This window comes from Prevotella sp. P5-50 (genome assembly GCF_002251295.1).
Taxonomy (GTDB): Bacteria; Bacteroidota; Bacteroidia; order Bacteroidales; family Bacteroidaceae; genus Prevotella.
On record NZ_NPJA01000033.1, the window covers coordinates 244,424 to 257,613 of the forward strand.

A 13,190-nucleotide genomic window follows, 5' to 3' on the forward strand; every position below is an offset into this window, starting at 1 on the left:
TTTTTAAGAACAAAGAAAGGAAAGAACATGAAAAAAATGATACTTATGGCCTTGATGCTCGTATGCGGAATGGCCACGATGATGGCTCAGAAACCTGCTGAAATCAAGTTTGAGAAACTCACCCACAACTTTGGCACTTTCTCTGAAAAGAATCCAAAAGTGACTTGCACCTTCTCCTACACCAACGTAGGCGAGAAACCACTTGTCATCAATCAGGCCATTGCCTCATGTGGCTGTACCGTTCCTGAATACACCAAGACTCCCATTCAGCCCGGTGGAAAAGGTACGATCAAGGTGACATACAATGGCGAAGGAAAATTCCCTGGACACTTCAAAAAGACCATCACTATCCGCACAAATGGTGCTATAGAGATGACTCGTCTTTATATTGAAGGTGACATGACAGAATAATACCTATTAAGAAATTATAATATGAAACCGGTCTGTTTACTTGATGCAAACAGACCGGTTTTTTATTTGAGACATAGCTGAGACCCAACACCTCATAAATCCATCTCTCAAACGCTACATTATTTCAATCACGACGCTACCTTATCTTGAGAGCATCATTCCAATATCCGTCACACCACGAAACAGACTTCGAAAGACAAAGCAAAAGACATACCGAAGTAATGGTCTGCATACAAAGACTCCCCGACAAATTACTGTCGAGGAGTCTTTGTATGGGTATCGAATGCAGAATCAGAACGAATAGTTCAGACCCAACGAGCAATATTCCTGGAATTGAAAATAGCCAAGTTTGTCGTCGCGCTTGCCAGAATCGTCGAAGCGAGGATAAAGGAAAAGGTTGGCTGAGATATACTTGCTCACCTGAAACCGGAATTGGTTTTCCCATTCCATCAATCCACGATGGTAAGAGGTATAATAGTAAAGACGACTCTTCCACGTCACTTGGTCGGTAATCGTCCACATCACATCACCAGTAAACTGCGAACCGAAGTCCTCCTTAGTATGGTGACCACCAAGTTTATAACGGTCCAACAAGGTATTGCGTGCTACATAGCGGAAGTTGAACGAGAGGGGCGAGAAGTTGAGCGAACCTGTCAATTTTCCATTAAGCGCCTTCAGCTTATATTCCATACCGACACCAAGGTTGAGATCGAAAGGCGACATGAAGTCGGAATAGGTAAACTCATCGTTGGATTTCAGTCCTCTAGCAAACTGCGTATAAGCCAGCAACTGCAAGGTATAATACCATTTTTTCGATGCTTGCAGTCCGAGTTTACTGGTCAGACGAAGCAGGTCGTTGTTGGCTTTAAACTTATGCAACGTATCAGAGCGAGAGGTTTGGAAACCTAATTTCATCTCCAACTTGTTTGAAAAAGTTATCTTATCCTTGTCGTTATAGTTCATCTCAAGGGTAACAGCTCCTACTGCCGAGTAGTTGCTCTCACCACCTTTATGCCAGTTGTCCGACACATAGTTTTGCAGGAATTGCAGATAGCCTTCGCCTTTAAACTTCCAGAAGTTAGGCTTCGTAACTACCAGTCCGATGGGCACAGCCTCTGGTTCTTCTGGCTGCAACTCAACTTTTCGTGTAAGATCTACCTTCTGCTTCACTTCCTTGTTGACATCCTCTCGTAGCGTTCCAGCTTTCTTCAAACGTGTCTCGTTATTCTTCACCAAGTCTGGACGCTTCATATAGAGTTGGAGCATAGCTTTGTCAACAGCCTCTGCTACTTCGTCACCTTTCTCTCCATCAAGCGAAAACTGACGCTTCACACCTGAGTGATAGAATGTTGTAGGAGCAAAAAGGCGATAATAGCGCCCATCGGTCGATTCGCTATGCAGGCTATCGTTCACTCGCCGCACTTCTTCAAGCTGTTGCTTGAGTAATGCCAACGAGTCGGCATATTGCTTCACAATCAAAGCGGTATCGGCACTTGCCCTACCACTTTTAGTCAATCTGCGCTGGGCCATAGACTGTGTGGCAGTCAGCAGAGTAAACAATAGAAGTAACAGATACTTGTATTTCATCATTATCAAATATTTCGGATGCAAAGATACGAAATAAATCTCAAATCATATCCTAATACCCATATTTATTTCGCCATACCGATGTTGCACACCCATAGATAGCGTTATAGATGTATCGGGAATAAGCATGGATAGTTTGACACTTGCGTTCAAAAATGAAAGAAAAACAAAATATCCTTTAGCATTTCGCTCACTTATTCGTACCTCTGCGACGTTGTCGCTTAGGTACTAGCGTTCGAGAATACAAAAGAAAAGAAAAGTTTTCTTTTGTATTCTGCTCACTTATTCGTACCTTTGCACCTTGTATTAATAATTATACTTATATTATTACATATGACACACACAAAATACATTTTCGTCACGGGTGGCGTAGTATCGTCACTGGGAAAGGGCATTATCTCTTCATCAATAGGAAAGCTTTTACAAGCCCGTGGCTACAACATCACTATTCAAAAGTTTGACCCATACATCAACATCGATCCGGGCACGCTGAATCCCTATGAACACGGAGAATGCTATGTTACGGTAGATGGTATGGAAACCGACCTCGACCTCGGACACTACGAACGGTTCACAGGCATTCAGACTACCAAGGCCAACTCGCTGACAACAGGACGAATCTACAAAGCTGTCATCGACAAAGAGCGCCACGGAGACTATCTGGGAAAAACCATTCAGGTGGTACCACACATCACCGACGAGATTAAGAGAAACGTCAAACTGCTGGGAGAAAAGTACCACTACGATTTCGTCATCACAGAAATTGGCGGAACCATCGGCGACATCGAGAGTGCTCCATTCATGGAAGCCATCCGACAGCTGAGGTGGGAATTGGGAAAGAATGCCATCAACGTGCACCTGACCTACGTACCCTATCTGAGAGCAGCAGGGGAACTCAAAACCAAGCCAACCCAGCATTCAGTAAAAGAACTACAGAGCGTGGGCATACAGCCCGACATCCTCGTGCTCCGCACAGAGAAACATCTGAGCGATGAGATACGCCATAAAGTGGCTGCCTTCTGTAACGTCGATTACGACTGCGTCATACAGAGCGAAGACCTACCCAGCATCTATGAAGTGCCGGTCAACATGCAAAACCAAGGCATCGACACCGCCATTCTTCGCAAGATGAACATGGAGGTCGGTCCCACTCCAGAACTCGGACCATGGAAAAGTTTCCTCGACCGACGCAACAAAGCCACAAAAGAAGTACACATCGGACTGGTGGGAAAATACGACTTGCAGGATGCATACAAGAGCATTCGCGAAAGTCTCTCGCAAGCAGGAGTATATAACGACCACAAGACTGTGCTGACATTCATCAACTCGGAAGACATTACAGAAGATAATGTGGCACAAAAACTGGCAGGTCAAGACGGTATCGTCATCTGTCCGGGATTCGGCCACCGCGGCATAGAGGGCAAAATCATAGCCGCCCACTACACCCGCACACACGATATCCCCACCTTCGGCATCTGCCTCGGCATGCAGATGATGGTCATCGAATTTGCACGCAACGTGTTAGGCTATACTGATGCCAACAGCAAGGAAATGAACGAAAAGACACCACACAACGTGATTGACATCATGGAAGAACAGAAAGACATCACCAACATGGGCGGAACCATGCGACTCGGTGCATTCGACTGCATCCTGCGTCAAGGATCACACGTCTTCAACATCTATCAGAAAGAACACATACAGGAGCGCCACCGCCACCGCTATGAGTTCAATAGTGACTATATCAAGGAATATGAGCAAAAAGGCATGCAATGTGTAGGCCGAAACCCAGAAAGCAATCTCGTGGAGATAGTAGAAATACCAGAGCTCAAATGGTACATCGGAACACAGTTCCACCCAGAATACCAATCGACCGTGCTCCATCCACATCCGCTCTTCCTTGATTTCATAAAAACAGCAATAATAAATAAATAAAAAATAATCAGAAAGAACAAAACAACAAGAAATGAACAAGAACACCATCATCGGTTTCATCCTCATCGCAGTCGTGCTGATAGGGTTCAGTTGGTACAACAGTCCCTCGCAAGAGCAGATCGAAGCCGCACGTCAACAAGACTCCATCGCCAAAGCACTCCAGGACAAGGCTAAAAAGGCCGCTGCCCAAGAAACTATCAACAAAAAGCAACAGGAGAAGGCGCTGGCTGCCGACACTACGGCACTCTTCTACCCTGCCCTTAACGGCAAATCAAAACAGGTTACTCTGAAAAACAACAAACTCGAACTGACACTCGACACCAAAGGTGGCGTAGTGCGCAAGGCTCGTATTCTCGGTTTCAAAGACCTCAATGGCGCTAAAGACCTCACACTCTTCGATGCCAAGGACCAAAACCTCAACTTCCTGTTTGCAGGCAAAGAGGACAACATCGTAACTGCCGACCTCTACTTCGTTCCATCAGAACAAACTGACTCGACCGTTACCATGACAGCCACAGCCAGCAATGGCGGACAGCTCATCATGAAATACAGACTCGGCAACGACTACATGCTCCACTTCTCACTTCAAGCTCAAGGACTGGCAAAAGCCTTCGCACCTACCTATAAGGAGATGGAGATTGAATGGACTGACCATTGCCGCCAGCACGAGAAGGGACACTCCTTTGAGAATCGCTACACCTCTATCTTCTATAAAGAGAGCAAAGGTAGCACCGACAATCTCTCCGAGTCGGGTGATAAGTCAAAAACCATTGAGGAAGAACTCGACTGGGTGGCTTTCCGCAACCAGTTCTTCAGCGTTGCTTTCATTTCTAAAGACAACTTCTCGGCTAATGCTGCACTCTCCAGCATCTCACAGGAGAAAGGCACCAACTATCTGAAACAGTTTGATGCAAAACTCAAGACTGCATTCGATCCAACAGGTGTCAAGGTCTCTGAGTTTGAAATGTATATTGGTCCCAACAATTTCCGCCTCATACAGAGTGTAGAAGCACAAAGCCAGTTTGGCAAAGACCTCGACCTCGAACAGCTCGTCAACCTCGGATGGACACTCTTCCGCTGGATCAACCGTTGGTTCACGCTCTATGTCTTCGACTTCCTGGCAAGCCTCGGCTTCAGTATGGGTGTCGTGCTGATTCTCATCACCATCATCCTCAAGGTTATTACCTATCCTATGGTGAAGAAGAGCTACATGTCATCTGCCAAGATGCGCGTGCTCAAACCCAAACTCGAAGAGGCTACCAAGCAGTATGACAAGCCGGAAGACCAGATGAAGAAACAACAGGAGATGATGTCGCTCTACTCCAAATATGGTGTAAGCCCAATGGGTGGATGTCTCCCCATGATTATCCAAATGCCAATCTGGATTGCCATGTTCTGGTTTGTTCCAAATGCCATTCAACTGCGTGGACAGAGCTTCCTCTGGATGGACGATCTCTCTACCTACGACCCCATTTTTGAATGGGGCACCAATATCTGGGGTATCGGCGACCACCTCTCACTCACCTGTATTCTCTTCTGTGCCGCACAGCTCATCTACACATGGATTTCTATGCGCCAACAGCGTGACCAGATGGTTGGACAGCAGGCAGAGCAGATGAAGATGATGCAATGGATGATGTACATCATGCCGCTCATGTTCTTCTTTATCTTCAACGACTACTCCAGCGGTCTTAACTTCTATTACTTCATCTCGCTGTTCTTCTCTGCCAGCATCATGTGGCTGCTCCGCAAAACCACTAACGACGAGAAACTCCTCGCCATACTGGAAGCCAACTATCAGGCCAACAAGAACAATCCTAAGAAACAAAGTGGACTGGCTGCACGTCTGGAAGCACTACAAAAGCAACAGGAAGAACTGCAACGCCAGCGCAACAATCTCCACAAGAAATAACAAGATCGCTAATATCATGACAATAGGTTTCGACAACGATAAATACCTCAAAATACAGTCAGAACACATTCGCGAGCGTATCGCCAAGTTCGATGGTAAACTCTACCTCGAACTCGGCGGTAAGCTGTTCGACGACCACCATGCCTCACGAGTTTTACCAGGCTTCAAGCCCGACAGCAAACTCCGCATGTTTGGACAACTGCGCGATAGTTTGGAAATAGTCATCGTCATCAGCGCTGATGACATTGAGAAAAACAAGGTGCGTGCCGACCTCGGCATTACCTATGATGAAGATGTGCTCAGACTGCGCGACGAATTTATGAGCCGCGACTTCATGGTCGGCTCAGTAGTTATCACCCACTACGACGGACAGCGTGCTGCAGATGCCTTCCGCCACCGCTTGGAACGTCTCGGCATCAAATCCTACGTACACTATCTCATCGATGGTTATCCACATGATGTGGCACTCATCGCCTCGGACGAAGGATTCGGCAAAAACGATTTCGTAGAGACTGAACGCCCACTCGTCATCGTAACAGCTCCTGGACCCGGAAGCGGTAAGATGGCTGTATGCCTCAGCCAACTCTATGGCGAAAACAAACGTGGTGTTCATGCCGGATATGCTAAGTTTGAAACATTCCCTGTATGGAATCTGCCGCTGAAACATCCTGTCAACATCGCCTACGAGGCTGCTACCGCCGACCTCAACGATGTCAACATGATCGACCCCTTCCACATGGAAGCCTACGGCAAAGTGGCTATCAACTACAATCGCGACATAGAAATATTCCCTGTGCTCAATGCGCTCTTCGAAGGAATCTATGGCGAGAACCCCTACAAATCGCCCACAGACATGGGTGTCAATATGGTAGGCTTCTGCATTTCCGACGACGAAATGTGCTGTCAAGCATCAAAGGATGAAATCATACGTCGCTACTATGCTGCTACCAACAAACTGGCTGATGGTGCCGACAATGAAAACGAGGTAAACAAAATCCTGATGCTCTTCAATCAGGCTAAGATTACCACAGCCACCCGCAAAACTACCGTGGCTGCTGCTAAATACAAAGCAGAAACAGGACACACCTCAGCAGCCATCGAACTCCATGACGGTACGATCATCACCGCCAAGTCGAGTCCGTTGCTCGGATGTTGCGCCGCACTAATCCTCAATGCCACTAAATATCTGGCTGGCATCAACCACGAGGTGAAACTCATCCCACAAAGCATGATAGAACCCATTCAAAAGACTAAGACCGAATTCCTCGGAGCAAGAAACCCACGTCTGCACACCGATGAGGTACTCGTGGCGCTCTCCGTACTTTCGGAAAACGATGAGAACTGTCGCCGCGCATTAGAGCAATTGCCACAGTTGCGCGACTGTCAAGTTCACAGCACCGTCATGCTCAGCGAAGTAGATCGAAAGATTTTCAAGAAACTGGGATGCGGACTGACATGCGATCCTATCAAGAAAAAATAGCTAAGAATTGTAATCTATGAACAAACTAATTACACTTGTCGCCACCGCTCTGCTCATCATAGGCGCTGGGACAGCAAAAGCACAAGACAACGTGAACATTGGAAAAAGCAACATCAAGCTCAACAGCCGGATGATGACTCCCGAAGCTCTTTGGGCCATGGGACGCATTGGCGGTGTGGCTGCATCACCCAACGGCAGTCAGGTGGTCTATCAAGTAGGCTACTACAGCGTGAAGCAAAACAAAGGCCATCAGGTCATCTGCATCATGAATGCCGACGGTAGCCAGCAACGCCAGCTCACCACCAGCTGCAAGAGCGAGACAGATCCCGTATGGCTTAATGCCGAAACCATTGCGTTCAACTGTGGCGGAGAAATCTGGACCATGAAAGCCGACGGTAGCGATCGCCAACAACTGACTAAGACTGGGGGCAAGGTAGAAGGCTTTAAATTCTCACCCGACGGAACGAAAGTCATCCTCATACAGTCGATTCCTTTCCACGAAATCATCAAGAAGAACCCCGACGACCTGCCTTTGGCTACAGGACGCCGCGTTACCGACTTGATGTACCGCCATTGGGATCATTACGTAGAGAGCATCCAGCATCCTTTCTTAGCAGAAGTGACTGCTGAAGGAGTTGGACAGGGTATAGATATTCTTGAAGGCGAACCTTTCGAATGTCCTATGGAACCATTCGGTGGTATTGAACAGTTGGCATGGAGTCCCGATTCGAAGACCATTGCCTATACTTGCCGCAAGAAAATCGGCATGGAATATGCTACTTCGACCGACTCTGATATCTTCCTTTATAATATAGGTACGCGCGAGACACGCAACCTCTGCAAACCTGCCGACTGGAAACAGCCTGCAACCGACATGACCCACACCCGTACGGATCAAGCTGTCAATGCAGACCCTAATGCCAATACTGGCTACGACCAGAATCCTATGTTCTCGCCAGACGGTAAATATATTGCTTGGCAGTCGATGCCTCGCGATGGCTATGAGTCTGACCTTAACCGCATCTGTGTCTATTCGCTCGAAACCGGCACCAAGCAGTACGTTGCCCACAACTCAGATATCGATGCCTTCTGCTGGGCTCCTGCAAAAGACAAAACTGCCATGCTCTATTTCATCAGCGTATGGCATGGTTGCAAGAACATGTATCGTGTAGATCGCAAAGGCGTGGTAAGTCAGCTGACTGACCACTGGTCTGACTGGACTTCGCTCCAACTGGCCAATGACGGTAAGCGCATCCTCGCTACTCGCCAGAGCATTTCCGCTCCAACAGATATCTATATGGTTACTCCTGGCAAGAACATCGAGAAGACTCAGGTTACCCAGATCAGTCAGGAGAATAAGCAGATTCTCGACCAACTCACCTTCGGTAAGGTGCAACAGCGTTGGGTAAAGACCACCGATAATAAAGAGATGCTCGTATGGGTTATCTTGCCTGCCAACTATGAGGAAGGTAAGAAATATCCCACCCTGCTATTCTGCGAAGGCGGTCCACAGAGTCCCGTATCACAGTTCTGGAGCTACCGCTGGAATTTCCAGATCATGGCTGCCAACGGCTATGTAGTCATCGCACCCAACCGTCGTGGTCTCCCCGGCTTTGGTCAGGAGTGGAAAGAAGAGATTTCTGGCGACTGGACCGGCCAATGCATGGATGACTATCTGTCTGCCATCGATGATGCCGCAAAGAATCTGCCTTTCGTTGACAAAGACCGCTTGGGTTGCGTTGGTGCTTCATTTGGCGGTTTCAGCGTATATTATCTCGCTGGTCACCACAACAAGCGCTTCAAGGCGTTCATCTCACACGATGGTGCTTTCAACCTCGAATCCATGTACACCGACACCGAAGAAGTATTCTTCAGCAATCAGGAGTACGACGATGCTTATTGGAAGAAAGACCGTACCGCTCGTGCCGACAAGACTTATAAGAACTCTCCCCACTTGTTTGTAGATCAATGGGATACCCCCATCCTCTGCATCCACGGCGAGAAAGACTACCGCATTGTTTATAACCAAGGTATGGGTGCCTTCAATGCCGCACGTCTGCGTGGCGTTCCTGCCGAACTGCTCATCTTCCCCGATGAGAACCACTGGGTATTGAAACCCCAGAACGGCATTCTGTGGCAGCGCACCTTCTTTGGCTGGCTCGACCGTTGGTTGAAGAAATAATCCGTAGTACACTCACTCTGCAACAAACAATTATCTAATAAACAAATGACACAAGAAATTCAAAAAACTCTGAGAGATTCTGCCGCCATGCGCTGGACAGCCCTTCTGTTGCTTGCCCTCGCCATGTTCTGCAGCTATATCTTTATGGATATTCTCTCGCCCATCAAAGACCTCATGCAGGAGTATCGCGGATGGGACTCTACCGCCTTCGGTACCATGCAGGGTTCGGAGGTATTCCTCAACGTATTCGTATTTTTCCTCATCTTTGCAGGTATCATCCTCGACAAGATGGGTGTGCGCTTCACCGCTGTACTTTCAGCAGCCGTTATGTTGACTGGTGCTATTGTCAAGTGGTACGCTGTGACCGACTATTTCACAGGCAGCAGTCTGGAAGTATGGTTTAATAACAACCTCAACTACATTCCTGTATTCGACGAATTGGGCGTTTCGCCTTTCTATGAGGGAATGCCCGCCTCAGCCAAGTTTGCCGCCTGCGGCTTTATGATCTTCGGCTGTGGTTGCGAAATGGCAGGAATCACCGTGAGCCGCGGTATTGTGAAATGGTTTAAGGGACGCGAAATGGCACTGGCTATGGGTTCTGAGATGGCATTGGCACGTTTGGGTGTTGCCACCTGTATGATTTTCTCTCCCTTCTTTGCCAAGCTCGGTGGTAATATCAGCGTTAGCCGTAGCGTTGCCTTCGGCGTAGTACTGATGTGTATTGCCCTCATCATGACCATCGTTTATTTCTTCATGGATAAGAAACTCGACAGTCAGACTGGTGAGGCTGAAGAGAAAGACGATCCATTCAAGATTAGCGATCTGGGACAGATTCTCACGTCAAGCGGTTTCTGGCTCGTTGCCCTGCTGTGTGTGCTCTACTATTCGGCTATCTTCCCATTCCAGAAGTATGCGGTAAACATGCTGCAGTGTAACCTCACCCTCGTTGAACCTTCACAGGATTCGTTTTGGGCAAGTTCTTCTGTAACCATCGTACAGTATGTTATCATGCTCGTCGTAGCTGCTGCAGGTTTTGCCAGCAATTTCCAAAAGGTAAAGAGAAACCAGCTTATCCTGCTCGCCTTTTCAATTATCTCGCTCATAACCTATTGTTACATGGGTTACATGCGTCAGTCGGCAGAGAGTATCTTCGCTGTATTCCCACTGTTGGCAGTACTCATCACCCCAATCCTCGGCAGTTATGTTGACCACAAGGGTAAGGCAGCTTCTATGTTGATACTCGGTTCGGTATTGCTTATCGCTTGCCACCTGACCTTTGCCTTCATTCTGCCTTTGTTCAAGGATAGCGCTGTGGGTGGTATCATCATTGCCTACGCTACTATTCTGGTATTGGGAAGTTCGTTCTCGCTGGTTCCTGCTTCATTGTGGCCCAGTGTGCCCAAACTGGTTGATGCTAAGGTTATCGGTTCTGCCTATGCGTTGATCTTCTGGATTCAGAACATCGGTTTGTGGCTGTTCCCCTTGCTCATCGGTAAGGTGCTCGACAAGTCTAATCCGGGTGTTACCGATCCTACAAAGTTCGACTACACCGCCCCCCTCATCATGTTGGCAAGTCTTGGCGTTGCAGCCCTGTTGCTCGGTTTCGTGCTGAAGGCTGTTGACAAGAAGAAAGGTCTGGGACTGGAAGAACCCAACATCAAGTAATTGCAATTGATAACTCAATGCAACATACCCATTCGGGGACTCACCATGAGGTTGAGTCCCCGAATTTCGTTTATCTCAATGTGATATTATTCCATTTCATAGTAATCATTACAAAAGAGCATGAACTTCGCTTTATGACGCAATTATATTTACACGCGTAAAGCGTTACAATATTACAGTATTACAGATTTCAAAAAGCTAAAACAATGGTTTTAGAGTGTATTTTTTCGATTTTTGGCCTATAAACAGCAGAAAAATTCGTTTTCAAATATTGTTGTCCGCTAAAACTTCGTCACTTGCGTATGCGTATATGCATGCACATGTAAGTCTCGAAAAATAAAAAATTGGGCTGATTCCTATTTGCGGAGTCAGCCCTTTTTGGTAATTTTGCAGCTGCTAAACAAACACAATTACCAAATCATGAGCAAAGGTACACATTTTCTCGGACAGCCGATACTAAATCAGCTACTTAATTACTTCAACAAGCAAAAAATCCTTCAGACGAGCCGCGAAATGGGCGGTGAGCGTTATGTGAAGTCATTCAACGCATGGTGTCACCTCACAGTGATGCTGTATGCGGTCATCATGCGCTTCGACTCCCTGCGCGAAATCACCTCAGCCACAATGATGGAGTGGCGCAAGCTGGCTCATCTGGGCATTAAGGACCTTCCCAGACGCAGCACACTCTCTGATGCGAACGTCAGACGCTCGCACGAGATTTTCGGAAAGATATACCAGCAGCTTTACCTGACATACAAGGACAAACTTTCAGCGGACAGCCCCTCTGGCAAGGTGCCAAAGTGGATGAAGAAGCTCCGTATCATTGATTCTACGACTATCAGCCTCTTCTCCAACCTCATATTCAAGGGCGTGGGACGCAATCCAAAGACGGGAAAGAAGAAAGGCGGCATGAAGGTGCACGCATGCATCCAAGGCAACGAAGGCGTACCTTGCGATGTGGAGTTCACTTCTGCAGCCACACACGACCACTTCATGCTTTGCCCTGGGAAACTGAACAGAGGTGACTACTTGGCCATCGACAGAGCTTACATTGACTATGCCAAATTCGAAGAACTTACGCAGCGTGGCATCATTTATGTGACCAAGATGAAGCAAAACCTGACGTATGAGGTCACAAAGAGTACCTGGTATATGAATGAAAAGGGACTGATGCAGTGGAAAGAGGAATTTGTCATCTTCCGCAAAGACATTAAGAGCAAGAATGAGGAAACAGGCGATATGGAGAAGAAAACGATAGAGCATCATGCCCGTATCGTCACCTACATCGATGAAAAGAAGAAAGGCAGTGCCAAGGTCATACGATTGCTTACAAACGATCTTGAGACAGAATACGAGGAAATCGTGGCCATTTATAAGGCAAGATGGGCCATCGAGGCGCTTTTTAAACAGATAAAGCAGAATTTCCCACTCAGATACTTCTACGGAGAGAGTGCCAACGCCATCAAGATACAGGTTTGGGTGACGCTCATCGCCAATCTACTCATTACGCTGTTGCAAAAATGTGTCAGTCGCTCATGGAGCTTCTCAGGGCTTGCCACCATCGTCAGGATTATGCTTATGTACTACATTGACATGCAGGGATTCCTTGAGTATCCCGAAAAAGACTGGGAGGAGTCATTGTCTGCCATGATGGAAAGTCCGCCAGAGCCAGTTAAAACAGAAAAATAGCCCTTACACATATGAGCATGAGGGCTTGGAATAGGTATTTTTGTTTGAATTCATTGAACGACAATGGGTTCAAACTGACTTTTCATGTTTAGCGGACAACAATAGTTTTCAAAAACTATAATACTGTAACGCGACAGGGCTTCCAAGACAACACTCTTTCTTTACATTATCGCATTACTTCCCATTATTAGCGCCCCACACTTACCATTGCTAAATGTACGTATCACATCCCATGTAACTCCGTTAGAAGTCCCACGTAAGTCCCAATAATCATACAAGCAAGATAGGAGACTGATAGGAGCCACCACGGTCGTACAAATGGAACACTA

The 13,190-nt window shown here is 47.2% G+C and carries 8 protein-coding genes; 7 read left to right on the plus strand and 1 reads right to left on the minus strand.

Translation table 11 applies throughout. From position 1 onward, the window contains the following. The first annotated feature begins 27 nt into the window (after positions 1–27). Complete coding sequence (locus tag CIK88_RS08180; protein WP_094435741.1) at positions 28–411, plus strand: DUF1573 domain-containing protein; 384 nt, start codon at positions 28–30, stop codon at positions 409–411. A gap of 291 nt (positions 412–702) precedes the next feature. On the opposite strand, the gene CIK88_RS08185 is transcribed toward CIK88_RS08180, so the two are convergent. Then, the gene (locus CIK88_RS08185) at positions 703–2,001 is read right to left on the minus strand and encodes a DUF3078 domain-containing protein (protein ID WP_371591536.1); all 1,299 of its coding nucleotides are present in this window, start codon (positions 1,999–2,001) and stop codon (positions 703–705) included. Positions 2,002–2,331: 330 nt separating this feature from the next. On the opposite strand from CIK88_RS08185, the gene CIK88_RS08190 reads away from it, so the two are divergent. From CIK88_RS08190 to CIK88_RS08215, 6 genes are all read left to right on the plus strand, one after another. Next, positions 2,332–3,933 carry a CTP synthase gene (locus tag CIK88_RS08190; protein WP_094435743.1) on the plus strand — a complete coding sequence of 534 codons (1,602 nt, stop codon included), beginning with the start codon at positions 2,332–2,334 and terminating at the stop codon, positions 3,931–3,933. 31 nt (positions 3,934–3,964) lie between these two features. Beyond that, the gene (yidC, locus tag CIK88_RS08195) at positions 3,965–5,845 is read left to right on the plus strand and encodes a membrane protein insertase YidC (RefSeq protein WP_094435745.1); all 1,881 of its coding nucleotides are present in this window, start codon (positions 3,965–3,967) and stop codon (positions 5,843–5,845) included. A gap of 16 nt (positions 5,846–5,861) precedes the next feature. After that, positions 5,862–7,325, plus strand: a complete 1,464-nt coding sequence (locus tag CIK88_RS08200) for a DUF1846 domain-containing protein (RefSeq protein WP_094435747.1) — start codon at positions 5,862–5,864, stop codon at positions 7,323–7,325. Between the two features lie 16 nt (positions 7,326–7,341). Next, entirely contained in the window at positions 7,342–9,507 is a 2,166-nt protein-coding gene (locus CIK88_RS08205; RefSeq protein ID WP_094435749.1) for a S9 family peptidase, read from the plus strand. Positions 9,508–9,552: 45 nt separating this feature from the next. Beyond that, positions 9,553–11,172, plus strand: a complete 1,620-nt coding sequence (locus tag CIK88_RS08210) for an MFS transporter (RefSeq protein WP_094435751.1) — start codon at positions 9,553–9,555, stop codon at positions 11,170–11,172. A gap of 420 nt (positions 11,173–11,592) precedes the next feature. Then, a complete protein-coding gene (locus CIK88_RS08215; protein ID WP_094435753.1) occupies positions 11,593–12,861 on the plus strand; it encodes an IS4 family transposase in 1,269 nt (422 codons plus the stop codon). Positions 12,862–13,190 lie beyond the last annotated feature (329 nt).

Coding starts and splice junctions, on each gene's coding strand:
- CIK88_RS08210 (WP_094435751.1), top strand. CDS start 9,553: ATGACACAAGAAATTCAAAAAACTCTGAGAGATTCTGCCGCCATGCGC.
- yidC (WP_094435745.1), top strand. CDS start 3,965: ATGAACAAGAACACCATCATCGGTTTCATCCTCATCGCAGTCGTGCTG.
- CIK88_RS08200 (WP_094435747.1), top strand. CDS start 5,862: ATGACAATAGGTTTCGACAACGATAAATACCTCAAAATACAGTCAGAA.
- CIK88_RS08205 (WP_094435749.1), top strand. CDS start 7,342: ATGAACAAACTAATTACACTTGTCGCCACCGCTCTGCTCATCATAGGC.
- CIK88_RS08185 (WP_371591536.1), bottom strand. CDS start 2,001: ATGATGAAATACAAGTATCTGTTACTTCTATTGTTTACTCTGCTGACT.
- CIK88_RS08215 (WP_094435753.1), top strand. CDS start 11,593: ATGAGCAAAGGTACACATTTTCTCGGACAGCCGATACTAAATCAGCTA.
- CIK88_RS08190 (WP_094435743.1), top strand. CDS start 2,332: ATGACACACACAAAATACATTTTCGTCACGGGTGGCGTAGTATCGTCA.
- CIK88_RS08180 (WP_094435741.1), top strand. CDS start 28: ATGAAAAAAATGATACTTATGGCCTTGATGCTCGTATGCGGAATGGCC.